Origin of the sequence: Bacillus sp. LJBS17, from assembly GCF_019334685.1 — a bacterium.
Taxonomy (GTDB): Bacteria; Bacillota; Bacilli; order Bacillales; family Bacillaceae; genus Bacillus; species Bacillus subtilis.
In genome coordinates this window covers 67,318-91,573 of sequence record NZ_CP079759.1, presented here as the reverse complement: position 1 = coordinate 91,573, position 24,256 = coordinate 67,318, and the positions used below count along the sequence as shown (strand labels likewise).

The following is a 24,256-nucleotide window of genomic DNA, read 5'->3' as shown; positions in this document are numbered from 1 at the left end:
GTTCTGTTTATAAGACCCAAGGTCTTATATTCCGTATAATATCCTTAGAAAGGAGGTGATCCAGCCGCACCTTCCGATACGGCTACCTTGTTACGACTTCACCCCAATCATCTGTCCCACCTTCGGCGGCTGGCTCCTAAAAGGTTACCTCACCGACTTCGGGTGTTACAAACTCTCGTGGTGTGACGGGCGGTGTGTACAAGGCCCGGGAACGTATTCACCGCGGCATGCTGATCCGCGATTACTAGCGATTCCAGCTTCACGCAGTCGAGTTGCAGACTGCGATCCGAACTGAGAACAGATTTGTGGGATTGGCTTAACCTCGCGGTTTCGCTGCCCTTTGTTCTGTCCATTGTAGCACGTGTGTAGCCCAGGTCATAAGGGGCATGATGATTTGACGTCATCCCCACCTTCCTCCGGTTTGTCACCGGCAGTCACCTTAGAGTGCCCAACTGAATGCTGGCAACTAAGATCAAGGGTTGCGCTCGTTGCGGGACTTAACCCAACATCTCACGACACGAGCTGACGACAACCATGCACCACCTGTCACTCTGCCCCCGAAGGGGACGTCCTATCTCTAGGATTGTCAGAGGATGTCAAGACCTGGTAAGGTTCTTCGCGTTGCTTCGAATTAAACCACATGCTCCACCGCTTGTGCGGGCCCCCGTCAATTCCTTTGAGTTTCAGTCTTGCGACCGTACTCCCCAGGCGGAGTGCTTAATGCGTTAGCTGCAGCACTAAGGGGCGGAAACCCCCTAACACTTAGCACTCATCGTTTACGGCGTGGACTACCAGGGTATCTAATCCTGTTCGCTCCCCACGCTTTCGCTCCTCAGCGTCAGTTACAGACCAGAGAGTCGCCTTCGCCACTGGTGTTCCTCCACATCTCTACGCATTTCACCGCTACACGTGGAATTCCACTCTCCTCTTCTGCACTCAAGTTCCCCAGTTTCCAATGACCCTCCCCGGTTGAGCCGGGGGCTTTCACATCAGACTTAAGAAACCGCCTGCGAGCCCTTTACGCCCAATAATTCCGGACAACGCTTGCCACCTACGTATTACCGCGGCTGCTGGCACGTAGTTAGCCGTGGCTTTCTGGTTAGGTACCGTCAAGGTACCGCCCTATTCGAACGGTACTTGTTCTTCCCTAACAACAGAGCTTTACGATCCGAAAACCTTCATCACTCACGCGGCGTTGCTCCGTCAGACTTTCGTCCATTGCGGAAGATTCCCTACTGCTGCCTCCCGTAGGAGTCTGGCAGTGTCTCAGTCCCAGTGTGGCCGATCACCCTCTCAGGTCGGCTACGCATCGTTGCCTTGGTGAGCCGTTACCTCACCAACTAGCTAATGCGCCGCGGGTCCATCTGTAAGTGGTAGCCGAAGCCACCTTTTATGTTTGAACCATGCGGTTCAAACAACCATCCGGTATTAGCCCCGGTTTCCCGGAGTTATCCCAGTCTTACAGGCAGGTTACCCACGTGTTACTCACCCGTCCGCCGCTAACATCAGGGAGCAAGCTCCCATCTGTCCGCTCGACTTGCATGTATTAGGCACGCCGCCAGCGTTCGTCCTGAGCCAGGATCAAACTCTCCGATAAAGTAGTTTGACTGACTACGCACATTGCTGTGCGATTTTTAAAAACTGAATTAACAGGTACGTTTTGTCTTGTTTAGTTTTCAAAGATCATTTTATTCACTTCGTTCAAGCGACTTTATTATTATAACTCGTTGACTCAGTGAAGTCAATAACTTTTTTTGATTTCTTTTTTTCGTTATCGCCTTGTTTAGCGGCAACGAATAATATTATACCACCTAGTAAATAATAGTGCAATAGTTTTTTTGAAGAAATACTAAGGAATTTAAAAAGAGCGGCATCCTTTCCCTATGGAGGATACCGCTCTTCTTTATTAGCGTTGTCTCATTTGCGGGAATAACAGCACATCGCGAATAGAAGGGGCATTCGTCAGCAGCATAACCAGACGGTCGATACCGATGCCTAAACCTCCTGTTGGCGGCATACCGTATTCCAGAGCTTCAACAAAGTCTTCATCCATTAAATGAGCTTCATCATTACCGGCTTCACGCTCTTTTAATTGCGCTTCAAACCGTTCTCTTTGATCAATAGGATCATTCAGCTCTGTAAACGCGTTGGCATGTTCACGGCCAACGATAAACAGCTCAAAACGGTCTGTAAAACGCGGGTCCTCAGGGTTTTTCTTAGCAAGAGGAGAAATTTCTACAGGATGCCCGTAAATAAACGTTGGCTGAATAAGCGTTTCTTCAATTTTTTGCTCGAAGAATTCGTTGATGATATGGCCTACTGTCATAGAATTTTTAATTTCTACACCATGTTCTTTTGCATATTCACGCGCCTGTTCAACAGTAACCTCTTCCCAGAAATCAACGCCGGTCGCTTCTTTGACTGCGTCAACCATATGGATTCTTTTCCACTCCGGTTTAAGGTCGATTTGCTCTTCCCCGTATTGAATCGTAGTTGTGCCAAGCACTTCTTGGGCGATATGAGCGACAAGGTTTTCAGTTAAGCTCATGATATCTTTATAGTCCGCATATGCTTCATATAACTCAATCATTGTAAATTCAGGGTTATGGCGTGTAGAGACACCTTCGTTACGGAAAACACGGCCGATTTCATATACTTTTTCTAAACCGCCGACAATTAGACGTTTTAGGTGCAGTTCGATAGCAATACGCATATAGAGTGGAATGTCTAACGCGTTGTGGTGAGTGATAAACGGACGCGCAGAAGCTCCCCCAGGAATGCTGTGCATTGTAGGTGTTTCTACTTCTAAGTATCCATGATCATCAAGGTATCTTCTCATAGCTTGAATGATCTTGCTTCGTGTAATGAACGTATGTTTGCTGTCTGGGTTTACGATAAGATCCAGGTAGCGCTGACGGTAGCGCTGCTCAACGTCTTTTAAACCATGGTATTTGTCAGGAAGCGGACGAAGCGCTTTTGTCAGCAATTCAAAGGAAGTTGCTTTAACGGACAATTCGCCTACATTTGTTTTGAAGACTTTTCCGGTTACGCCGATAAGATCACCGAGGTCAGAAGACTTGAAGATTTCATATTGGTCGTCACCGACACTGTCTTTTCTTACGTAGATTTGGATTTGGCCTTCTAAATCCTGAAGATGGGCAAAGCCGGCTTTTCCTTTGCCGCGTTTTGTCATCATGCGGCCTGCGATTGTAACTTCAATAGCTTTTTCTTCTAACTCTTCTTTGGTTAGATCTTGATATGCCGAAATAACTTCTTGAGACTGATGAGTTCTTTCAAAACGTGCGCCGAATGGATCGATGCCGTTATCTCTCAGCTGATTCATTTTATCGCGTCTGACTTGCAGCTGATCATTCAATTCTTCATGGTTATGCTCTTCTTGACTCATTGTTATCACTCCATTACAGATATTGTTTCATGAAAAAAGCAGAAAAACTGCCAGCGTAAAACTAGCAGTGAGCAGCAAATAGAGGTGAGTATTATCCTACTTTTGCATTTTGAAGCTCTTTTGCCTCAACTTCAACCGTAAATGCATCTAAAAGCTGTACAAACTCTTCTCTCGTCTCGCAATGATTGATTTCATTACGAACGTTCGCATTGCCTTTCACGCCTTTCAGATACCATGCAGCGTGCTTTCTCATTTCTCTTACCGCTACGTTTTCACCTTTTAAGTCAATCAGGCGGTCAAGATGCAGTTTGCATACGGCCATTTTTTCGCGTACTTGCGGCTCTTCTTTTAATTCACCTGTTTCAAGATACTGAACCGTACGGTAAATCATCCACGGGTTGCCCAATGCAGCGCGTCCGATCATGACCCCGTCTACTCCTGTCTCATCGAGCATACGCTTAGCATCCTGCGGTGTCTTAACATCGCCGTTTCCGATAACCGGAATCGATACTGATTGTTTAACTTCTTTGATGATATCCCAGTTTGCCGTTCCTTCGTACATCTGCACTCTCGTACGGCCGTGAAGCGCCACTGCTTTACCGCCCGCACGTTCTACAGCCTGTGCATTTTTCACTGCGAAAATGTGGTCTTCATCCCAGCCCATTCTCATTTTCACTGTAACTGGTTTATTAACAGCATCCACTACTGCAGAAACCATTTCGTAAATCTTATCAGGGTCGAGAAGCCATTTGGCTCCCGCATCGCATTTTGTAATCTTCGGCACGGGACATCCCATGTTAATATCAATGATATCAGCAGTTGTGTTTTGGTCTACAAACTTCGCCGCTTCCACAAGGGTTTCCTTTTTTCCTCCGAAAATTTGAAGGCTCAGTGGTTTCTCGCGTTCATCAATATAAAGCATACCCATTGTTCTTGCATTGTTGTAAAGGATCGCTTTGTCACTGACCATTTCAGCGCATACCAATCCGGCTCCGAATTCCTTTACAGTCAATCTGAACGCAGAGTTGCAGACACCAGCCATAGGTGCGAGCACAACCCGGTTTTTCAATTGAATATCTCCGATTTTGAACAATTTTTCTCCTCCTTTCATTTGTTCTATTTTTCTGGCGGCGCCAATTCGTCCGCACTTATATTTAAAACATCAGCTGCATCTTGAATGATGGCAGCTGACGGCAATCGGTTTCCGCGTTCAATTTCGCCGAGAATAGAAACTGATATACCTAATGCTTTTGCAAAACCTTCTTGAGTATAACCTTTCAGCTTTCTGAATGCACGAATTCGTCTACCCCAGATTTCTGCTTCCATACTCTTACACCTTCTTGGTCTGTTTCGGCGCTTGTAGCCTCTTTTTCAACCTGCTGGCAAATTTCCGCAAGCGGCGCAAGGACAAACAAACGCTCATACATTCTCGGATGCGGAACAATTAGTTGCTCTGTTTCAATATTTTCACGATTAAATAACAAAATGTCAAGGTCTGCCGTCCGCGGCCCCCATCTTAATTCCCTTGTTCTGCCTAATTCATTTTCTATCTGCTGCGTCAGTTCAAGTAGTTCAAAAGGGTTCAGTGATGTCTTGATTTCAACAGCCATATTCAAAAATTGAGCTTGATCTTCGTATCCGACCGGGTCAGTTTCGTAAATAGACGACACTTTAGTGACTGTCACCGCAGCATGCTGATGCAGTAAAGCCACTGCTTGCCTTAAATACGTTTCTCTATCTCCAATATTAGATCCAAGTGCAATATAAGCTATGTTGTTCATGACTTTTTTCTCGTAATTTCAATTGCTACTGATTTATAGTGTCCGGGAATTGGCGGGTCTGGCTTAATCACTTTCACCGTACATTGCTGAACAGGCTGAAATTTTTCGAGAACAGTGCCAGCAATACGTTCCGCCAGCGTTTCTACCAATTTTACAGGCTCCCCTTCCACGATATCTTTACATACGTGATAGAGCTCAGCATAGTTGATCGTTTGCTCAAGGTCGTCTGTTTGTCCGGCTTTGCTTAAATCCAGCTCAGCGGTTAAATCGACTTTAAACCGCTGGCCAAGTTTGTTTTCTTCTTTGAACACACCGTGATATCCGTAAAACTCCATACCTTCTACATAAACTTTATCCATGGTGCACCCCTCCCTTATTCAGCATCGCGTCCATCATTTTCGCCATTCTGGCAATTTGCTTTACATCATGGACCCTGACAATGTCACAGCCTTTTTGAATGCCGAGACACACAGTCGCGCCTGTGCCCTCAGCCCGCTCCTCAGGCGGAAGATCCAGAACACGTCCGATGAATCTTTTTCGGGAGGTTGCCAGAAGAACCGGATATCCCAATCCGCTGAAAATCTCTAGTTTGTTCATCACTGCCAAGTTATCGTGATAGGTTTTCGCGAAACCGATACCGGGATCAAGAATAATGTTCTTCTCGTCTACTCCGGCCTTAACAGCAATTTTTACACTCTCCATTAAGTCCGACAGCATATCCGGCAATAAGTCATTGTAGTTTCTTTCAGGGCGGTTATGCATGAGAACAATTGGAACATTATGATCAGCTGCAACGGAAGCCATCTTCGGATCATGTTTGGCTCCCCAAATATCATTGATAATGGATGCACCGGCTTTCACTGCTTCATCTGCGACAGAAGCCTTGTACGTGTCTACAGAAATAGGAACACCAAGCTCTTTCGTAATCCGCTCAATCACCGGAATGACTCTGGACATCTCCTCATCCTCAGATACGCACTCAGCGCCAGGCCTTGTCGATTCCCCTCCGATATCAATGATATGGGCACCATCATCGATCATCTCTTTCGCGTGCAGCAGCGCCTTGTCCAAGCTGTCATATTTTCCGCCGTCCGAGAAAGAGTCAGGCGTTACGTTTAAAATTCCCATCACCAGCGTCTTCTCTTTATATGATAAAGCGCTGGGCTTAGTGTGGATTACTTGTGTTTGATCTATTGTGTGCTGCGCCATGCTCTTCCTCCCTTTTCATACATCATGTTCTTTATTTCTTTTTTGTATAACAATTGAAGAGCGGAGGTTGCTTCTCCGCTTTGGCTTCCATAGTTTACTTCTTCTATTTTAGTAAACGGGATGATTTCAAGAACCGAGTTCGTCATCCACGCTTCGTCAGCTGTCAAGAGAGCTTCTAGCTCATATCGGCCCGTTTTGAGCTCCAGGCCGATATTCTTTGCATTTTCTATGATAAAACGTCTCGTGACGCCGTCCAGAATACCGGTATCAAGCGATGGCGTATAGATACAGCGACCTTTTCTCCAGAAGACATTAGATATGATACCCTCTGCAACAGCTCCATCCTCCGTTAAGAAAATTCCCTCGACACGCGGATCATTTCCAATTTCCCGTTTCGCATACATATTATTTAGATAATGATGAGATTTTAACCGGAACGATCCCTCTGGAGTGTTTCTCCGTATCGATAAAACCTTTCCTTCTTTTTGCAAAGGAAGACTTTCTGGTTTCAGCTGATTCACAAAGCATAAAACGGTCGGCTTATCGTACGTCTGGGCGACAAAGCCTTTATCGCTGATTCCCGCTGATATGTTCAGTCTGACGCGGGCATTGCCATCCTTGATATCATTTAGCTTAAGCAGCTTGTCCAGCATCTCAAGGATCTCATGCTTTGAAACAGTATATTCGATTTGCAGATCCTTAAGCGCGCGTTCAAGCCTTTCTATATGCCAATCAAGCAAAAACGGGCAGCCTTCGTAGAGCCTGAAGGTTTCGAAAACACCGATCCCATATAAAAACCCATGGTCAAAAGGAGAAAGAACTGCATCTTTCTCCTCCATATACCGGCCGTTCACATATATCATCACGCAATAACTTCCTTGCGATATGTCTCAATAAAATTTCTGAGCATTTCTTTCCCAAAGGAGGTCATAATAGACTCTGGGTGAAATTGCACGCCCTCTATCGGGAGGTCATTGTGGCGAATAGCCATGATTTCTCCTTCTTTCGTTTGTGCTGTTACTGTAAAACAGTTTGGCAGCGTCTCAGGTTTTACGATCAGCGAGTGGTATCGCGTCGCAACAAGGGGGTTTTTCAACCCTTCAAAAATGGTTTTGCCGTCATGCTCGATATCCGAGGTTTTCCCGTGCATAAGCCGTTCTGCCCTAACAACATCACCGCCGAACACTTGTGCGATGGACTGATGTCCGAGACATACACCGAAAATAGGAATTTTCCCTGCGAAATGTTTAATTGCTTCGAGACTGATTCCCGCCTCATCAGGGCTGCACGGTCCAGGAGATATCATCAGAAAGTCCGGAGACAGTTCTTCAATTTCTTCGATTGTGATGCTGTCATTGCGTTTCACAACCAGCTCTTCCCCAAGCTCGCCCAAATACTGTACCAAGTTGTACGTGAATGAATCGTAGTTATCAATCATTAAAATCATTTCTCCGCTCACCTCATCTAATTTTTGTCTCTTCTTTGCTCAGCTCTAATGCTCTTTGCATCGCAAAAGCTTTTTTGAATGATTCCTTGTATTCGTGCTTCGGAACAGAATCAATCACAACTCCTGCGCCGGACTGCATAAATGCCTGCCCTCCGGTTGCATAAATGGTTCGAATGACAATATTAAACTGCAGATCGTGATTATATCCAAACCACCCTATAGATCCAGTATAAAGCCCTCGGCGTGTCGGCTCAAGTTCTTCTATAATTTCCATCGTTCTTACTTTCGGTGCACCAGTAATGGTTCCTCCGGGAAACACAGCATGAATAATATCTACAGCGTCATACCCATCCTGCAGTTCACCTTGGACATTAGACACAATGTGCATCACATGCGAGTATTTTTCAATTGCCATGAATTCATTTACGCGCACAGACCCGTACCGTGATACTCTTCCCAGATCATTTCGCTCAAGATCAACCAGCATGACATGTTCCGCGCGTTCTTTTTCATTGTGTATCAATTCGTTTGCAAGCGCCTCGTCTTCTTCATTTGTTTTCCCTCTGGAACGGGTGCCCGCAATCGGTCTCGTCTCTAATAGCTTGCCCTTTTTGCTGACAAGCAGTTCAGGCGATCCGCAAATGATTTGGAAATCAGGTGTTTCTAAATACGCCATATAAGGAGAAGGATTTACTTCTCTCAAGGTTTTGTAAATTTGATATGGGTGGGCAGACAGTGACTGTGACTGCCTTATTGATAGATTGACTTGAAACACATCTCCGCTGGCAATGTATTGTTTGATTTTCTCTACAGCTTGTGAGAACCCATCCTCGGTAAATGGCGCCGCGAAGGAACCATCTGTTTCATGCTTCATCTTTCGCGAAGAGACAGCGGGAAGCTCAGTCAGCCACATCTGCTCTAACTCAGATAGCCTCACATCCGCTGTTTCATGATCAGAACCATTAACATGAGTAATCAGCCATAGAGACTCTTCTTGATGGTCATAAACTGCTATATCATCAAAAACAAGAAAATAAATATCTGGTGTTTCTAGATCATCTAATGAGAGCATTTTAAAATTTTCAATGTACCGTGCGTAATCATAGCTGAGAAACCCGATTGCCCCGCCTTGAAAGTCAGGGAACTCATGATTCGTTTCTGTTTCCAGCGTTTTAAACCAGCTGTGGAAGGCCCGTAATGGATCACCTTCTTTAAACAGCATCTCATCACCATGCTTAATTGTAGTTATTCCGTCTTTTCCTTTCACAGTCGCAATTGGATCAAGACCGGCTATACTGTATCTGCCGCCTCTTGCACTTTCGAGAAGTACATGATGTTTTCGGGATTGCGCAAGTTTCTCAAATTGTTGTAAGAATGAGTCTTTTTGAAAAGGTACTTTTTTGCCTGCCGGTCTGCGTTGTGCCATTTGTATCATTCCTCTATTTTCTTTTTTACTTGTTTTTAATTGTAAAGCAATGTTGTTAGTGAAAAAAGTGAATTTCTCTTCCAAGAATAACATTCGTCGCAGACATGGCATATTTGATGCACGAAATATAAAAAAACTCCCGGCGGACCGGGAGTTTTGGCTTTTTTTAATCGAATTGATACAGCGGCGTGCTTAGATAACGTTCGCCGTTACTTGGAATGATGGCCAATACTTTTTTGCCTTTTCCGAGTTTTTTTGCTACTTGAAGAGCAGCATAAATTGCCGCACCTGATGAGATGCCTCCGAGAATTCCTTCTTCACGTGCAGCTCTGCGGGCATATTCGAATGCTTCTTCATTCTTCACAGGAAAGATTTCATCATATACTTCAGTGTTTAAGATGTCCGGCACGAATCCAGCTCCGATTCCCTGAATTTTGTGGGGGCCTGGTTTTCCTCCTGAAAGCACTGGGGAATCTGACGGTTCAACAGCGTAAATCTTGATGGAAGGGTATGCTTCCTTCAGCACTTCACCCGCTCCCGTAATCGTTCCGCCCGTTCCGATTCCGGCTACAAATGCGTCAAGCTGGTCATCACCGAATTGCTCAACGATTTCTTTACCCGTTGTTTGGCGGTGAATTTCTGGGTTAGAAGGGTTGTTAAACTGCTGCGGCACAAAGTATCCGTGCTTTTCAGCAAGCTCTTCAGCTTTCTTAATGGCACCTTTCATGCCTTCCGCACCAGGAGTCAGCACAAGCTCAGCACCGTATGCGCGAAGAAGGTTGCGGCGCTCCATGCTCATTGTATCAGGCATAACCAAAATAGCTTTTAATCCTTTAGCAGCAGCAACCATTGCAAGCCCGATTCCAGTATTTCCGCTTGTCGGTTCAATGATTGTATCACCGGCTTTTAATTTTCCTTCTTTTTCAGCCGCTTCAATCATGGCTAAACCGATACGGTCTTTTACACTGCTTCCAGGGTTCATGTATTCAAGTTTTAGATATACATCCGCACTGTTTTCATCTGCAAGGCGATTTAATTTAACGATTGGCGTATTCCCAATTAATTCAGTAATGGAGTTTGCTACACGTACCATTCTCGACACCTCAATTTCCGACTATTTGTATTGGTATTATGTATATAATCTATCAATTTCAAAATTTTTTGTCAATCACTTAGTACTTTTTTCCCCATAAAACCAAGATACATCGGCTTCTTTCCAAAGTGTCTTAACTGTCGCTTTATCGCCTAGCTGATCCATTGCGATTTGCCGTCTGATCTGGCCCTTTACTTCATCAAATGAGAACGTTCTTGCCTTTAGTTTTTCTTTCAGCTGGATAATGGCATATCCGTTGCTGACCTTTATTGGTTCCTGAGACCATTCATCCTCTTTGATTGTTTTCGCCTCTTCAATGTATGCTGATGGAATGTTGTCTGATGCCTCTGTGACAAAACCTAAATCTCCGCCGTATGGTGATGTATATCTGTCAGTGGATCTTTCAGCAGCGACAGCTTCAAAGCTTGATCCGCCTTTCAGTTCTTTCAGGACTTCTCTCGCTTCTTCTTCATCTTTTACAACAATGTGCCGAATTCGATACGAATCATCAAACTGATATAGTTCCTTATTTTTATTATAGAATGATTTCAATTCTTTGTTTGAGATATCGATATCCCTTGTTAACAATTCCTCAAGGAGGATATTATAACGAATTTGGTCTTTCCACTCTTTCTCCGTCGTATGTTCATCTTCGTAAAAGGAATTATTGACCGCTTTAATCAGCAAAAACTCACGATCAACTTCGCTTTTGGATATTTTAAGGTTGTTTTTTTTAGCCAGCTGCTCAACAACTCGGACATTGATCATATCTTCAAGCATTGACTTACCATACTGATCTTCCATTTCTTTCAGCCATTCTTCTCTTGTCACACTCTTGCCCCCGATAGTCGCAATAGACTCACCGGATGACGATGCGCCGGCTTGGGATTTCGTCAGCGTATATGCAACAGCAATACAGCAAACCAACAGCGCCCCTAAAATAATGGTCCAGATTGTTCTTGATTTCAAACCTGCTTTCAGCCCCTTTTCTCAAATTAAAAACCCGCTAAAGAGCTTAGCGGGTAGTTTGGTCACGAAGCCCTTCCAGCTCTTCTTTTGTAAATAAGTACTTTTCATTACAAAAATGGCATACTGCTTCGGCTTGTCCATCTTCTTCTATCATATCTTGAATTTCTTTTTTGCCTAGTCCTAAAATGGCTGTTTCGAACCGTTCTTTTGAACAAGGGCAATGGAATCTGACAGGCATCGTTTCCAAAATCTCAGGTTTCTCGCCTAGGACTTCTTCTAAAATTTCTTCTGGTGTCAGCCCTTTTTGGATGAGCTTAGAAATCGGCTCTACTTGAGATAGACGCTGTTCAATTTTTGTGATTGTTTCATCATCTGTTCCCGGCATCAGCTGAATAATAAAGCCCCCTGCCGCAAGAATGGTATTGTCAGGATTCACGAGCACACCTACGCCCACTGATGAAGGAACCTGCTCAGATGACACAAGATAGTAAGTGAAATCATCGCCTAATTCTCCTGAAACGATTTCTACTTGTCCTGTGAAGAACTCGCGCAAACCTAAATCTTTTACGACACTTAACGTTCCGTTTGTTCCAACCGCACGTCTGACATCAAGCTTGCCTTGTTCATTTAAATCAAAATGAACTTGCGGGTTAGAGACATAGGCTCTGACCTCTCCTTTCGCATTGGCATCAGCTACAATAGCTCCGATCGGACCTCCGCCCTCGATTTTCACGGTCAGCTTATCATCGCCCTTCAGCATAGCGCCGAGCATAAGTGAAGCTGTCATTGTGCGGCCCAATGCAGCGGACGCTGTCGGCCACGTACCATGGCGTCTCTGCCCCTCATTTACCATATCAGTCGTTCTCGCTGCATAAGCCCGAACTTTTCCGTCATACGCAAGTGCTTTTACTAAATAATCCATTACTAAACCTCCTATACACTTCCTACGCGGTTTCTTTCATAAATCAATTCCAGCCCTTTTAGGGTTAAGAATGGATCAACGATGTCTATACAATCTGATTCGTTCGCAATAAGCGGCGCCAGGCCTCCTGTCGCAATGACCTTTGGTTCCTGTTTTGCCTGCCATTTCATTCGCTTAACGATTCCTTCCACTTGGCCGACATAGCCAAATAAAATCCCAGATTGCATCGCGCTAACAGTGTTTTTTCCGATAATATTGTCGGGCCGGGTGATTTCGATACGCGGAAGCTTTGCTGCACGCGAGTAAAGCGCCTCTGTCGAAATTGTAATCCCAGGGGCAATCGCCCCGCCCATGTATTGTTTGTTTTCATCAATATAGCAGTACGTTGTGGCGGTTCCGAAATCGACAACAATTAATGGATTGCCGTACAAGTGTATCGCAGCGACAGCATTTACGATTCTGTCTGCCCCCACTTCTTTCGGATTATCATATTTTATATTTAAACCGGTTTTCATACCTGGACCAACAATTTGCGGCTCGATATGAAAGTATTTTGTGCACATTCTTTCTAACGCAAACATGATTGGCGGCACTACTGACGAAATAATAATGCCATCTATCTGTTCAAACATAAGCCCGGAGTGATCAAATAAGGAGCGCAAAATCATCCCAAACTCATCTTCTGTTTTATGCCTGCTTGTTTCTATACGCCAGTGATATTCTAATTTTCCATCATGATATACACCAAGTACAGTATTGGTGTTCCCCACATCGATAACCAGTAACAACCTCTATCACCACTTTTGAATAGTTTCTCTACTTTACTTTTTACAAACATTCTACAATACCATACACGATCAGCGGCTCATTTGTAAACAAATCGATACCAGAATTGGATGATTGTAAAAGCCGCACCTGAGCACATCATTTACATAAAAAAACTGCCAGCGTCAGCCGGCAGTTTTTTTAGAAAGAAAGCGAATTACTCTTTCGTATCGTCTTTCTTTTCTTCTGTTTTTGTCAGAATGTTTACTTTCACATCATCGTTCTTTTCATCATCTGAGAAATTACGCTCAGGTAATGTTCCATGATCGATAAGGTGTTTGATTTGTTCAGCGTCAAGCGTTTCAACTTTCAGAAGCGTTTGGGCAATCAATTCAAGCTTGTCACGATTTTCAGTCAGGATTTGTTTCGCACGCTCATAACATTCTTTGATGATGCGCTGAATTTCCTGATCAATTTCGTAAGCGATTTGATCACTGTAGTTCTGTTCGTTGTTGAAATCACGGCCTAAGAATACCTGACCGCCCTGAGACTGTCCAAATTGCAACGGTCCCAGTTTTTCTGACATACCGAATTCCGTAACCATTCGTCTTGCAATATTCGTCGCACGCTGGAAGTCATTGTGCGCCCCTGTGCTGACTTCACCGAAGATAATCTCTTCAGCAACACGTCCGCCCAAGAGGCCGACAATTTTATCAAGCAGCTCCGGCTTTGTTTGGAAATAACGGTCTTCTCTTGGCAGCATAACAGCATAACCGCCAGCCTGGCCCCGAGGAACAATCGTTACTTTATGAACCATATCTGCCTCATCTAAAACGAGACCGATAACGGTGTGTCCGCCTTCGTGATAAGCCACGATATTGCGTTCTTTCTTGGAGATAACGCGGCTCTTCTTAGCGGGTCCGGCAATTACACGGTCCGTCGCTTCGTCAATATCACGCGCATCGATTTTTTTCTTGTTTTGACGAGCCGCTACAAGCGCAGCTTCATTCAAGAGGTTTTCTAAGTCAGCGCCCGAGAAGCCTGGTGTTCTCATGGCAATTGATTTTAGGTTAACCGTTTCATCCAGCGGTTTGTTTCTCGCATGGACTTTCAATACAGCTTCACGGCCAATGACATCTGGACGGTCCACTGTAATTTGACGGTCAAAACGTCCCGGACGAAGTAAGGCTGGGTCCAAGATGTCCGCACGGTTCGTCGCAGCAATGATGATAATTCCTTCATTAGCGCTGAATCCGTCCATTTCAACAAGCAATTGGTTTAGCGTCTGTTCACGTTCATCGTGTCCACCGCCGAGACCAGCGCCACGTTGGCGTCCGACTGCGTCAATTTCATCAATGAAGATCAAACAAGGCGCATTCTTTTTCGCATTTTCAAACAAGTCACGCACACGGGAAGCACCGACCCCTACAAACATTTCAACGAAATCAGATCCGCTGATGCTGAAGAAAGGTACGCCGGCTTCTCCTGCACAAGCCTTGGCAAGCAATGTTTTACCGGTACCCGGAGGTCCGACTAAAAGCACGCCTTTCGGTATTCTGGCGCCGAGCTCGGCAAACTTGCGGGGATCTTTCAGAAACTCAACAACTTCAACAAGTTCTTGCTTTTCTTCGTCAGCCCCTGCAACGTCTTTAAATTTGACGCGTTTCTTTTCCTCTGTATACAGCTTCGCTTTACTCTTGCCAAAGTTCATGACACGGCTGCCGCCGCCTTGAGCCTGATTGAGCAGGAAGAAAAACAGAATAAAGATAATGACAAATGGGATGATGGTCGTCAGGAACGTCACCCATCCGCTTGTTTCTTGCGCGGGCTCAACCTTTACGTCTGTCTTTTTCAAAGCGTTAAATATCTGGTCTGCTCCCTTTCCTTCAGGAACATGAGTCAAAAAGTATTGATCTTTGTCGTAGTTTTTCAGCTGCCCTTTTACCTCATAAACACCTCTGACAGGCTGAACCGATACGCTATCAACTTTCCCGTCATCCAGGTTTTTGATGAACGTACTGTACGACATATTTTCTGTTTTCGGATTTGAGGTCTGGAAGTAGCTCACAACCCCGATTACTACTAATAAAATAAGTAAATAAAAAATGGTATTACGGAAGACCCGATTCATTCCTTACCTCCTCCCACAGTAAGCACAACTATGTTCAATAGTACCATAGAAAATCATTCCAATACAAACAATAACCATCTCGGAAGCAGGCTGCCGATCAGCTTTCATAAACTGCCGGTTTTAACACTCCGATATAAGGCAGATTGCGATAGCGCTCAGCATAATCAAGTCCGTAACCCACTACAAACGCGTCAGGAACTTCAAAACCGACAAAGTCTGCTTTGATGTCCGCTTTTCTTCCGCTCGGTTTATCCAAAAGGGTAACAATCTTAATTGATTTTGCTTTACGGTATCGGAAGAGCTCTACGAGATAACTTAAGGTTAACCCACTGTCGATGATATCTTCAATAATTAAGATGTCCCGGCCCTCTACAGATGTATCCAAATCTTTAATGATTTTTACTTCTCCAGAAGAAACCGTAGAATTTCCGTAGCTTGATACATCCATGAAATCCATTTCCAAATATGTATCAATATGCTTGATAAGATCCGCCATAAAAGGAAGTGCTCCTTTTAACACACCGATTGCCAACGGAAATGTATCTTGATACTCGCTCGTTAATTCTGCACCTAACTCTTTTACTTTCTTTTGTATCTCTTCCTCTGAGATCAGTACTTTCTCGATATCATGTTTCATCATGATTTTGCTTGCCCCCTACACTTTTCATGCTGTCTATATTGTAATACAATGCGGTCGCTGTTTGGAATCACAAGATCTTCAAAAATTGATTTTTTCAAGCCAGGTATCCAGATAATTTCACCGCTTGCGTCCGTCACAATCGGCCAGTTGTCTCTTTCTTGGAGAGGCAGTTTCTTATCAATAAATATATCCTTTACCTTTTTTGAGCCGTTCATCCCTTTTAGTTTGATCCGGTCTCCAGCTTTTCTCGTCCGGATTGTTAAGGGAAACCGCACCTTTTTTTCACTTGTGATAAAAACAGCATTCCCATGTTCTTCAGGCGAGTCCGCATAATGCTTTGCCTCTATCAGATATCCATTAGGGAGTACTGCCGTTTCATCAGCAGCTCCGCTAATTTGGTATTCAAAGGGAACATTTTTGCACTGCCATTGTTCAAATGTAAACAAACATGTCTGATATGATTTGACCACCTTCAGTCCTTTCGGAAAGTCCAGTACTCCTGAAGGACTGCCATTTTCCGCCCAATCGAGAAACTGCTGAATGTGATGGGCTGAAAAGGATGATGGAACGTTTTCATAAAGATAGTTTAATATTAGTTGAACTCCTCTTCTTTGTAAAGGCATCGGGAGGGCAAGCAATTGAGAGGAATTGATTTCAACTGATGTATTAGACTGGCTTGTGATTACTTTATTCATTTCATCTTTCGTTAATGACTGTAAGAATTGCTCATCTTCCGTCAGTGCTTCACTCACTTTCTGAAACCTTTTATGCACATCCGGAGATTCCTGCTTCAAAAACGGGAGCACTGTTTTTCTGAATCTGTTTCTTGTGTAGTCATCTTTGGCGTTGCTTTCATCCGTCCGGTAGCTCAAGCCGTTTTCACGGCAATAGTGAAGGATCTCTTCCTTTGTAATGGGTAAGAACGGCCTGATGATCCGCCCCGTCCCAAAACGTCTAACCGGCTGCATTCCCGCAAGTCCCGTTCCGAGCGTACCCTTAGCCAGTTTCATAAGCATTGTTTCAACCTGGTCATCACCATGATGCGCAAGAGCCAGATAGTCCGCTTGGTGCTTCGACATGATTTCCTCAAAAAACTGGTAGCGGCAATCGCGTGCTGCAGCCTGCTTATTGAGTCCTTTTTCCTGTGCATATGCGGTTACATTGATTTGAGCCGTTTCGCACACGAGCTGTTCAGCTTTACAATAAGCTTGGACAAAACGCATGTCCTCCTCGGATTCCGCACCTCTGAACCGATGGTCAACGTGAGCTGCAATAACATTCGCTGAACGGCCGCATAACGTATGCAACGCGTGAAGAAGAGCCATTGAGTCCGGACCGCCGGAAACGCCTACAATGATTGTCGCCCCTTTTAACGTCAGATTGTGTTTGTTTAAAAAATCTTTGACACTTTTCACAATGTCCTCCTCACAATGAGCAGGTATTTTAAAGATATTCATATCCTAACACTTTCAACCCCTCCAAGCAAAGAAGAAGCATAGGCTCTGCAGTTTGCGCCATTCAGATTAAGAAAAAGATAATATAGGCGAAATAAAGCGCTAAAACACTGATCACGATAAGCGTTGTTTCAAATAACCCCCCCGACTTAGCCGGTTTCTGTTTTGGGGTATATCGCGTCTTCGTTATTTTTCCTTGGCGCGGTATTTGCTGTCTTTGTCGTGTGGCAGGCTGCGGTGATGCTTTTATAGGCTGTTTTCTTTGTGATGCTTTTTGCCCCGCGTCTAGCATATCCTTTTTCATTTCATCTGCGGATTGATAATCTCCGTTCAAGGCTGAAAAAAGTGCTTTTTTATACTTTTGAAGCAGCGGGTTTCCTTCGATGAGAGACCTAAGCTGTTCTTTGGGCTGGTTCGTTTTCTTAAATTCTTTTTTATGCACACTGTTGATCATAATCATGGCAACTGCGAACAGATCATAGGATGGCTCTGCCTTTCTTGTTCCATACCCCCAATAGCCTCTGTCATAAAACTCCGTATACTCTTTTATCGCCCGGCCTTCCTTTGTCGTGCCGCCCACATCAATGCAGCGGATCCTTGCGGGCGGACCAGTTACGATCAGATTATCAGGTTTAAGATCGCCGAATATCCATCCTTGCTGGTGAAGCACCGATAAGCTGGATAACAGCTGAATCATTAATACAGGTATCCACTCTGCTCCTTTATCACTGACATACTTCAAAAGCAGCGGCCCTTTTATGTATTCCATTGCATAAAATGAAACTTTCGTATTGGCACTGGGAATATAGGCATCATCCGTATCAAAAAAAGAAGGCCCCATCGTAACGGACTGGGCCTTTGAGAAAGATTTCAAGACATTCACTTCAGAAGTAATAGACAGGCTGTCATCACTCACCTTTAAGGCAACATGTCCATCTGATGTATCTGCCAAATACACAATTCCATTGGCCCCTTTACCAAGCTGTTTACGCAATGTATAAGTGTTTTCATTCCACTTGCCTTTGATTGTCGTACCCGGCTTGAGGCTACATGCCAAACTCGTCAAAGCGTCGTTCATCATCTGCCAGCATGCCCCTTCTTGAGCGTATTTTTTCAAACTGCAGTGTCGCTTCACGAATCGCCGGACCTGTCGGCGTGATGCCGCCTGTCGAAAGCTTTGCAAAGAGTGTGGAAAGAGATTGCAGCTTCGGTGTCCAGTTCAGCACAAGCTCGACCTCTTGTTTTTTCCCGGGAAATATACACATCGCAAATTCGTTATTCCCGATTCGGGAATTGAGGCTTACAGACAAATCAATCAGCGCCTCTTTTACTGTTGGAAGCTTTGGCGCCATACTTGCACTTGTATCAACAAGAACCAAAACCTGAAGATGCACCGTTTCTCCAAGCTCGTCTACCACTTCCATGACTTCGCCGCGTTTTTCCGGAGAAAGCTCTTCCATTTCCACATTCTTTCCGAGAATCTGTTTCAGTTCTTGATTGACTACACCTTGTAAGGTTTGCGTCATCGCTTTTTTTGTTACCATTTGAACAGTTTGTGAAAGCTGAGATGCATAAACGACTTGGTGCACGCCTCCTCCGGCAAGTGCAATCCCTTCGACTTCCTTCATTGCCTCAGGGTCAATTTGATTTTCTTCCATTATACCAATGACATTTACCGTAATCCCCTGCTCTTTAGCAAAAGCAGCCATTGCAAGCGGGTCTTCCCCATGGTTTGAGCAGCCATCCGTTATCAGCAAAATTTGATTTAAATGTCCGTTGTTCACATTCATTCCTCCTGGAGAATACGAGGATTCTCAGATTCATATATTCCCATCTTCGCCAGAAGAAATTTGATTTATACGGAAGCGTTATGAAATTTCTTGTTTGTTTTGAAAGATTGCCGGAACAGGAATGGATGCCCACTTCGGTGTATTGTGATCAATCCGGACAACAACAACAGTCATATCGTCCTCAATTTGGCCGGATCTTGTGCGGATGACTTCTTCCATAAGCAAATCGGCAATCTCCTGCGGGTCATTTGTTTTCAACCCTTTCATTTTACGTTTCATCCATAAGTCGTGATTTTCCACATGCTTAGGCCCCTCAAAAATGCCATCACTCATCATAATTAAGAGGTCACCCGCTTTCAGCTGTTCACTCACAACCTCCACATCAAATTCATTAATAATACCGATTGGCAGATTGCTCGCTTGAACTTTCATGACCTGGTCACCCCGTTTGATAAAGCTAGGCGTCGATCCAACCTTCAAAAATTTACAACTGGCATCTTGAAGATCGATAATAGATAGGTCAAGCGTGGAATATATTTCATCAGTTGTCCTTAGAGACAGTATGCTGTTGATCGTTTTAATTGCTATTTTTTCATCAATGCCCGATTCAAGGATTTTTTCAAGAAGCTTGATCGTTTCATTGCTTTCAAAGTGCGCTCTTGCGCCATTGCCCATTCCGTCACTGATTGCTGCAGCATATTTTCTGGCTCCAAGCTCCATCATGCTGTAGCTGTCACCGGAGACAAGGCCGCCGCCCTTCGCAGCGTGAGCAGCTCCCGTGGACACCCTGTATGATTTTGTTGATCCAAAGGCGACATGGCTGTATCCATTCGGATGCGGAGAGTGCTGTTCGGCTTTCACAAGAATTTGTTCTTCCAGAATGTCAGAAAGCATAGGAGCAATGATTTTTTCACTTTCTCCATGTCCGCTGAACGGAATGGTCATTTCAATATCGATATTTCCTTGTTCAAGACTATAGATCTCGACATGCTGAATCTCAATTCCGAAATGCTGAAGCGCTTCTATGATTTGCTCTTCCTGCAGAAAGTGCTGTTCTCGCTCTCTTTTTATTTCCCGAGAAAAGTCGGCCATAACCTCAGAAACGCCTAAAAGCTGTTCAGCAACAAGGCGCCTGCTGTCTTGGACTTTTTTCTTGAGTGTCAAATGGGCATGATGATGTGCGAGCTCATCCTCAATCAGCTCTTCAACCTGCTTGGATTTAGAACAATGCTGTTGAAACTCTTTTTTCAGCCTTCGGTTTGATGCATATTCTTTTTCCTCTGTTTCAAGCATAACTTGTTTCATTAAGTCATATGTTTTATCAAAGTTCTGTACCCAGCACCTGTTTTTCTTGTAGCACGTCTGGCAGGAATGCTCCGTGATTTTGCTTAAGAACAGATCAACTTCGCTGTCATCTGTCTGTTCGTCTGATGCTTGATAAAAGGTTGCAAAGCTTTCAGACAGCGCGTGAAATACATTGGAGAACTGGTCTACCTTCTGAGCAGTGACATCACGGATTTTTCTAGCGTATTGCTGTTGCTCTTGAAGATGCTCGACAGTTCCCGGAATATATCTCGCCACTTTCCTTGTAATAGATTGAGGTGTGAGCAAAAACAGGCCGACTGCGATTAATGACTCATAGAGCGTTGTCATCAGACCGGCAGAGCCTTCACCATATAAAGATATAAGAAGTGAACCAACGATAAGACCGATTGCTGCACCCGCTTTTTTCCCTTCCTTCAGCAAACCGCCCAATAAACCGGAAAAAGCAAGCAGACTCATTTGATATAGGTTTCCGATATTCGCCAAGCCAAGAATCAGGCCGGTCACAACACCAACCGTACAGCCGATGCTTGCTCCGCCAATAAAGGAAAAACTCAATACAACATAACGAGCCAATATATGTTCTGCCTGCATCCCTTGGTAGGACAAACCGGCCAGCCCCGTTAAAACAGAGGCAATAAGAATCATAAAGCAAATGATTTCCTCTATTTTTAATGATTGTTTCACTTTTTTCACAGTAAAAATCGGAAGGCTCTGAAGGAAAATCAGTGTTAAGATAAACGATAGTCCAGCCTCAACGATAGCCATTACATAATCATAGGTTGTAAATAAGCCATTTTGGGCATAAACAAACCCGGCTCTTGCTGCAGCCATCGAGAAGAACACGACAATCGGGAGCGCTTTAACACGATCGTCGGTAATGAAGGTAGCCACTTTAGAAAATACGAAGAATGCCAGCAATGCCGCCAGTATGAGCAATGAGTGCTTTGGAGATATGGTCAGCGCACCTGCAAGCACAGCCAAAACCGCATAAAACGCTTTGTCTCTTCTGATAAGAAGCATCGCTCCAAAGAAAGGAAGTGCGAAAGGAAGCACCTCGGATAATATGAAAGCCCGTCCAAGCAAAAATCCGATGACAACATAAATGAATCCTTTATAGAAAAACAGTGAATGCAAATGATGAGTCACCAGCTTCGTGCCCCTGTTAAAAAACGATTGGAGTTTTTCCAAAGCTTGTCCCGCCATTGGCCCGTTCACTCTTCTTTCTGCTTTTTCCATTCCTCTCATCTCCCACCTGTTATATTCGTTGCCTGTCATTATAGCGAAAGCACAGATAGGATTTTGTCAAAAGAAGGTAACAATACCAAAGAAATCTTCGACGGTTTCTGCCTTGATATTCGTTTATGAAAAGAATTTCCGGAATGTTGTCTAAAAATGAAAAAAATCGGCTTCTGCAAGAGAAACCGATTTTTTAGGATGACCCGTACGGGATTCGAACCCGTGTTACCGCCGTGAAAGGGCGGTGTCTTAACCGCTTGACCAACGGGCCAAACAAATATGGTAGCGGCGGAGGGGATCGAACCCCCGACCTCACGGGTATGAACCGTACGCTCTAGCCAGCTGAGCTACACCGCCATATTGTTTTGTGCTTCTAAGCACAAGTTATATAATACAAAGGTTTGTCTCTTTCGTCAACAGAAACTTTAATGTTGTAATTTTCTGACTCTTAAAGAGGATGAGGATAATAAAAAAGCACCCGTCGGGATGAACGGATGCTTCATTTATTTTATAGAAAGCAGCAAGTTATCCTCTTCTTGCTCCGCGCCCTCCACGTTTTGATTCCGTATTGCGTTTTAAAGATGACAAGCGATCTTCGCTGTCTTTTAAAAACTTATTCATTTTCTGTTCAAAAGATTCTTTCGGACGGAAATCATTTCTAGGTCTGGCTTGCGGACGGTCTTTAGCTTTTTTAATAGATAAACCAATTTTCCCGTCTTTTTCAACGTTGATGACTTTCACTTCAACTTGGTCGCCGACTTTTAAGTGGTCGTTAATGTCTTTGACATAATTATCAGCTACCTCACTAATGTGAACGAGACCGGTTGAGCCTCCAGGCAATTCAACAAATGCTCCAAAATTTGTAATACCTGTAATTTTCCCTTGCAACTTGCTGCCAACTTCAATCGACATAAAAAAAGTGCTCCTCCTTAGGCTTATAAAAAGATCGTTTGCTTAATTATACCTAAATAAAAATTTAAGTGTCAACAAGGCTACTTGCTCTTCTTCTCCACATTGAAGATAATTTCTCCGTCTCCAGACATGAATAAGTCCCTTCTGGCAAGCTCTGTGACGTAATCCTCATCCTTCAATTTGGATATTTCTTCTTTTAAATCCGTTTGTTTTGTCTTTAAACTTTTCAGTTCTTTTTCAAGCTGTTCTTTCTTTTCTTCTTTTGCACTAAGGGAAGATGTTTGAGACCAGACAGAGCTTGCCAGCACAATTGCCGTCAGGAATACTAGGGCGCCGAATACAGTTAACCGTCTGTACAGCCCTTTGCGTCTTCGTTTCTTCAGCTGATTTTGCCGTTCTACTTGTTCTTTATAGTCGTTTTGTATTTCAGTTATCGTTCGTTCCCTGGAAAAATTCAAACCAGACGGTCCTCCTTTCATTTCTTCAAAAACCGTGTAATGGTCGTTCTTATGGTTATCAATAGTTTCTTCTTCTTTTTGAGAAATCCTGCACCTTTTTCAAAATAACGTCTAAAAGTTAGACGCATTTTCACAGGAAGAAGTTTCAAACATTGTTTCGCGATAAAACGGATCGGAAAACACAGAACCATGACTATTTTATATAGACACAGCAGGAGAAAACCTATCAGGCTGTATGTTTTCTTGAATAAAAATGCCGCCAGCCAGATGATCGCTCCGCATGTCCATACAATAGGACGAAATAACACGTGCTGAATGAGTTTTTTGAAGAATTGATAAACAGAAACAACAAGGTAAATGAAGAATTTCAGTATTTTTATATAGATTCGTTTGCAAAGGCTCTGATACGTCGCAACGCCCAGCAGAACCGCTAAAAAGATGTAAATCCTGAATTCTCCCTCATTTACATGAAGCAAGACATAAAAGAAAAGCAGCCCTTGCACAATCCAGAAAAGAATATCATGAATAAATAATAGCCATCTGGCTGTTTTGGCACGAATGACAAAGAGCCGGTATGTATCAAGCGAAGCACCAAGCCAGAGACCCATACCGGACATCGCCAGCATTGTATAGAATTGTGTCGTCAGCGTCATTTAAACAACTTGCTAAAAAACCCTTTAGCTTTATCCCCTTGTTGTTCGTCTAAGTACACTAAATCAAATACCCTGCCTTTAATCGAAACAATCCCTTTTTCCACATCAAGATTTTTCATCTGCAGGTTTTGGCCTCTGACGGAGAGCATTCCCATCACCGTTTCCAGCAGGAATTCTTCGTTATCAAAACTCTCCACATGCTTAACCCCAGAAATATCTAAATGCTTCCGGCCTTTCATTGTCACATCATGCTGTTCCGGAACAGACGAAGAACCTTTTTGATCATAATATGAATTCATCTATTCAGCCCCCATATCCTCGATACTTTTAGCATTATTACTGCATTGTATGAGGTAGGGGATTTTTTTAGAACAAGCCTATTCGCCGAGTTTTTCTTCTTTTAGAATCGTGTACATGTTTGCAGCTTCTTCTTTTTTCGTCGTGTCTTTCAATTCATTAACTTGAACCGTTACAAGCTTTTGGCCGAAGCGGACCGTTAGTTCATCTCCCGGTTTTACGTCAGAGCTTGCTTTAGCTTGGTTTCCGTTAATAGAGATGCGTCCTTGGTCAGCTACTTCCTTCGCTAGTGTACGCCGTTTGATCAGCCGTGATACTTTCAAAAATTTATCTAATCTCAT

At 43.9% G+C, this 24,256-nt stretch carries 24 protein-coding genes, 2 tRNA genes and 1 rRNA gene; all 27 read right to left on the bottom strand.

Annotated elements, in window-relative coordinates; translation table 11 throughout:
• Positions 1 to 48: 48 nt before the first annotated feature.
• A 16S ribosomal RNA gene (locus tag KXZ66_RS00485) occupies positions 49 to 1,597 on the bottom strand.
• 309 nt (positions 1,598 to 1,906) lie between these two features.
• Complete coding sequence (lysS, locus tag KXZ66_RS00480) at positions 1,907 to 3,406, bottom strand: lysine--tRNA ligase (protein WP_134992061.1); 1,500 nt, start codon at positions 3,404 to 3,406, stop codon at positions 1,907 to 1,909.
• Positions 3,407 to 3,497: 91 nt separating this feature from the next.
• Entirely contained in the window at positions 3,498 to 4,499 is a 1,002-nt protein-coding gene (gene dusB / locus KXZ66_RS00475; protein WP_014475588.1) for a tRNA dihydrouridine synthase DusB, read from the bottom strand.
• Positions 4,500 to 4,522: 23 nt separating this feature from the next.
• Positions 4,523 to 4,732, bottom strand: a complete 210-nt coding sequence (locus KXZ66_RS00470) for a helix-turn-helix domain-containing protein (RefSeq protein WP_003226678.1) — start codon at positions 4,730 to 4,732, stop codon at positions 4,523 to 4,525.
• Positions 4,684 to 5,187 carry a 2-amino-4-hydroxy-6-hydroxymethyldihydropteridine diphosphokinase gene (gene folK / locus KXZ66_RS00465; protein ID WP_041850247.1) on the bottom strand — a complete coding sequence of 168 codons (504 nt, stop codon included), beginning with the start codon at positions 5,185 to 5,187 and terminating at the stop codon, positions 4,684 to 4,686. The genes KXZ66_RS00470 and folK overlap by 49 nt, the downstream gene beginning before the upstream one ends.
• Positions 5,184 to 5,546 carry a dihydroneopterin aldolase gene (gene folB, locus KXZ66_RS00460; protein ID WP_014478613.1) on the bottom strand — a complete coding sequence of 121 codons (363 nt, stop codon included), beginning with the start codon at positions 5,544 to 5,546 and terminating at the stop codon, positions 5,184 to 5,186. The genes folK and folB overlap by 4 nt, the downstream gene beginning before the upstream one ends.
• Entirely contained in the window at positions 5,539 to 6,396 is an 858-nt protein-coding gene (gene folP, locus KXZ66_RS00455) for a dihydropteroate synthase (RefSeq protein ID WP_041850248.1), read from the bottom strand. The genes folB and folP overlap by 8 nt, the downstream gene beginning before the upstream one ends.
• A complete protein-coding gene (pabC, locus tag KXZ66_RS00450; protein ID WP_003226685.1) occupies positions 6,378 to 7,259 on the bottom strand; it encodes an aminodeoxychorismate lyase in 882 nt (293 codons plus the stop codon). The genes folP and pabC overlap by 19 nt, the downstream gene beginning before the upstream one ends.
• Positions 7,259 to 7,843, bottom strand: a complete 585-nt coding sequence (pabA, locus tag KXZ66_RS00445; RefSeq protein ID WP_015715111.1) for an aminodeoxychorismate/anthranilate synthase component II — start codon at positions 7,841 to 7,843, stop codon at positions 7,259 to 7,261. Before pabA ends, pabC begins: the two co-directional genes overlap by 1 nt.
• Before the next feature lie 13 nt (positions 7,844 to 7,856).
• The gene (locus KXZ66_RS00440; protein ID WP_015715110.1) at positions 7,857 to 9,269 is read right to left on the bottom strand and encodes an anthranilate synthase component I family protein; all 1,413 of its coding nucleotides are present in this window, start codon (positions 9,267 to 9,269) and stop codon (positions 7,857 to 7,859) included.
• A 166-nt stretch (positions 9,270 to 9,435) separates the two neighbouring features.
• Positions 9,436 to 10,362, bottom strand: a complete 927-nt coding sequence (gene cysK, locus KXZ66_RS00435) for a cysteine synthase A (RefSeq protein ID WP_003218399.1) — start codon at positions 10,360 to 10,362, stop codon at positions 9,436 to 9,438.
• Between the two features lie 75 nt (positions 10,363 to 10,437).
• Positions 10,438 to 11,331 carry a peptidyl-prolyl cis-trans isomerase gene (locus KXZ66_RS00430; protein ID WP_219144754.1) on the bottom strand — a complete coding sequence of 298 codons (894 nt, stop codon included), beginning with the start codon at positions 11,329 to 11,331 and terminating at the stop codon, positions 10,438 to 10,440.
• Between the two features lie 46 nt (positions 11,332 to 11,377).
• A complete protein-coding gene (gene hslO, locus KXZ66_RS00425) occupies positions 11,378 to 12,253 on the bottom strand; it encodes a redox-regulated molecular chaperone HslO (RefSeq protein ID WP_003226695.1) in 876 nt (291 codons plus the stop codon).
• 11 nt (positions 12,254 to 12,264) lie between these two features.
• Positions 12,265 to 13,041 (bottom strand): type III pantothenate kinase, encoded by a 777-nt coding sequence (locus tag KXZ66_RS00420; RefSeq protein WP_010886388.1) that lies wholly within the window; start codon positions 13,039 to 13,041, stop codon positions 12,265 to 12,267.
• Positions 13,042 to 13,235: 194 nt separating this feature from the next.
• Positions 13,236 to 15,149 carry an ATP-dependent zinc metalloprotease FtsH gene (ftsH, locus tag KXZ66_RS00415; RefSeq protein ID WP_003243881.1) on the bottom strand — a complete coding sequence of 638 codons (1,914 nt, stop codon included), beginning with the start codon at positions 15,147 to 15,149 and terminating at the stop codon, positions 13,236 to 13,238.
• 97 nt (positions 15,150 to 15,246) lie between these two features.
• On the bottom strand, positions 15,247 to 15,789 hold the full coding sequence (gene hpt, locus KXZ66_RS00410; RefSeq protein ID WP_003226700.1) for a hypoxanthine phosphoribosyltransferase: 543 nt from the start codon (positions 15,787 to 15,789) through the stop codon (positions 15,247 to 15,249).
• Entirely contained in the window at positions 15,786 to 17,204 is a 1,419-nt protein-coding gene (gene tilS, locus KXZ66_RS00405) for a tRNA lysidine(34) synthetase TilS (RefSeq protein ID WP_070548359.1), read from the bottom strand. The genes hpt and tilS overlap by 4 nt, the downstream gene beginning before the upstream one ends.
• A 103-nt stretch (positions 17,205 to 17,307) precedes the next feature.
• The gene (gene prkT, locus KXZ66_RS00400) at positions 17,308 to 18,324 is read right to left on the bottom strand and encodes a serine/threonine protein kinase PrkT (protein WP_021479718.1); all 1,017 of its coding nucleotides are present in this window, start codon (positions 18,322 to 18,324) and stop codon (positions 17,308 to 17,310) included.
• Complete coding sequence (locus KXZ66_RS00395; protein WP_003243782.1) at positions 18,290 to 19,027, bottom strand: vWA domain-containing protein; 738 nt, start codon at positions 19,025 to 19,027, stop codon at positions 18,290 to 18,292. The genes prkT and KXZ66_RS00395 overlap by 35 nt, the downstream gene beginning before the upstream one ends.
• 84 nt (positions 19,028 to 19,111) lie before the next feature.
• Positions 19,112 to 21,595 (bottom strand): stage II sporulation protein E, encoded by a 2,484-nt coding sequence (gene spoIIE / locus KXZ66_RS00390; RefSeq protein ID WP_049140518.1) that lies wholly within the window; start codon positions 21,593 to 21,595, stop codon positions 19,112 to 19,114.
• A gap of 199 nt (positions 21,596 to 21,794) precedes the next feature.
• Positions 21,795 to 21,866 (bottom strand) — tRNA-Glu (locus KXZ66_RS00385).
• Between the two features lie 9 nt (positions 21,867 to 21,875).
• Positions 21,876 to 21,952 (bottom strand) — tRNA-Met (locus KXZ66_RS00380).
• A gap of 168 nt (positions 21,953 to 22,120) precedes the next feature.
• Positions 22,121 to 22,507, bottom strand: coding sequence for a S1 domain-containing RNA-binding protein (locus KXZ66_RS00375; protein WP_003218379.1), 387 nt, complete (start codon positions 22,505 to 22,507; stop codon positions 22,121 to 22,123).
• Positions 22,508 to 22,587: 80 nt separating this feature from the next.
• Positions 22,588 to 22,965 carry a cell division protein DivIC gene (divIC, locus tag KXZ66_RS00370; RefSeq protein ID WP_003243211.1) on the bottom strand — a complete coding sequence of 126 codons (378 nt, stop codon included), beginning with the start codon at positions 22,963 to 22,965 and terminating at the stop codon, positions 22,588 to 22,590.
• Positions 22,966 to 22,982: 17 nt separating this feature from the next.
• Positions 22,983 to 23,618 carry a spore cortex biosynthesis protein YabQ gene (yabQ, locus tag KXZ66_RS00365; RefSeq protein ID WP_021479720.1) on the bottom strand — a complete coding sequence of 212 codons (636 nt, stop codon included), beginning with the start codon at positions 23,616 to 23,618 and terminating at the stop codon, positions 22,983 to 22,985.
• Entirely contained in the window at positions 23,615 to 23,917 is a 303-nt protein-coding gene (yabP, locus tag KXZ66_RS00360; RefSeq protein ID WP_003226714.1) for a sporulation protein YabP, read from the bottom strand. Before yabP ends, yabQ begins: the two co-directional genes overlap by 4 nt.
• A gap of 78 nt (positions 23,918 to 23,995) precedes the next feature.
• Entirely contained in the window at positions 23,996 to 24,256 is a 261-nt protein-coding gene (locus tag KXZ66_RS00355; RefSeq protein ID WP_003226716.1) for an RNA-binding S4 domain-containing protein, read from the bottom strand.

Excerpts from the sequence above, each read along its gene's own strand:
- folB (WP_014478613.1), bottom strand. The coding sequence starts at position 5,546 with ATGGATAAAGTTTATGTAGAAGGTATGGAGTTTTACGGATATCACGGT.
- lysS (WP_134992061.1), bottom strand. The coding sequence starts at position 3,406 with ATGAGTCAAGAAGAGCATAACCATGAAGAATTGAATGATCAGCTGCAA.
- KXZ66_RS00375 (WP_003218379.1), bottom strand. The coding sequence starts at position 22,507 with ATGTCGATTGAAGTTGGCAGCAAGTTGCAAGGGAAAATTACAGGTATT.
- yabP (WP_003226714.1), bottom strand. The coding sequence starts at position 23,917 with ATGAATTCATATTATGATCAAAAAGGTTCTTCGTCTGTTCCGGAACAG.
- prkT (WP_021479718.1), bottom strand. The coding sequence starts at position 18,324 with ATGATGAACGACGCTTTGACGAGTTTGGCATGTAGCCTCAAGCCGGGT.
- hslO (WP_003226695.1), bottom strand. The coding sequence starts at position 12,253 with ATGGATTATTTAGTAAAAGCACTTGCGTATGACGGAAAAGTTCGGGCT.
- cysK (WP_003218399.1), bottom strand. The coding sequence starts at position 10,362 with ATGGTACGTGTAGCAAACTCCATTACTGAATTAATTGGGAATACGCCA.
- KXZ66_RS00440 (WP_015715110.1), bottom strand. The coding sequence starts at position 9,269 with ATGGCACAACGCAGACCGGCAGGCAAAAAAGTACCTTTTCAAAAAGAC.
- ftsH (WP_003243881.1), bottom strand. The coding sequence starts at position 15,149 with ATGAATCGGGTCTTCCGTAATACCATTTTTTATTTACTTATTTTATTA.
- pabC (WP_003226685.1), bottom strand. The coding sequence starts at position 7,259 with ATGATATATGTGAACGGCCGGTATATGGAGGAGAAAGATGCAGTTCTT.
- yabQ (WP_021479720.1), bottom strand. The coding sequence starts at position 23,618 with ATGACGCTGACGACACAATTCTATACAATGCTGGCGATGTCCGGTATG.
- pabA (WP_015715111.1), bottom strand. The coding sequence starts at position 7,843 with ATGATTTTAATGATTGATAACTACGATTCATTCACGTACAACTTGGTA.
- spoIIE (WP_049140518.1), bottom strand. The coding sequence starts at position 21,595 with ATGGAAAAAGCAGAAAGAAGAGTGAACGGGCCAATGGCGGGACAAGCT.
- KXZ66_RS00470 (WP_003226678.1), bottom strand. The coding sequence starts at position 4,732 with ATGGAAGCAGAAATCTGGGGTAGACGAATTCGTGCATTCAGAAAGCTG.
- folK (WP_041850247.1), bottom strand. The coding sequence starts at position 5,187 with ATGAACAACATAGCTTATATTGCACTTGGATCTAATATTGGAGATAGA.
- folP (WP_041850248.1), bottom strand. The coding sequence starts at position 6,396 with ATGGCGCAGCACACAATAGATCAAACACAAGTAATCCACACTAAGCCC.
- KXZ66_RS00355 (WP_003226716.1), bottom strand. The coding sequence starts at position 24,256 with ATGAGATTAGATAAATTTTTGAAAGTATCACGGCTGATCAAACGGCGT.
- hpt (WP_003226700.1), bottom strand. The coding sequence starts at position 15,789 with ATGATGAAACATGATATCGAGAAAGTACTGATCTCAGAGGAAGAGATA.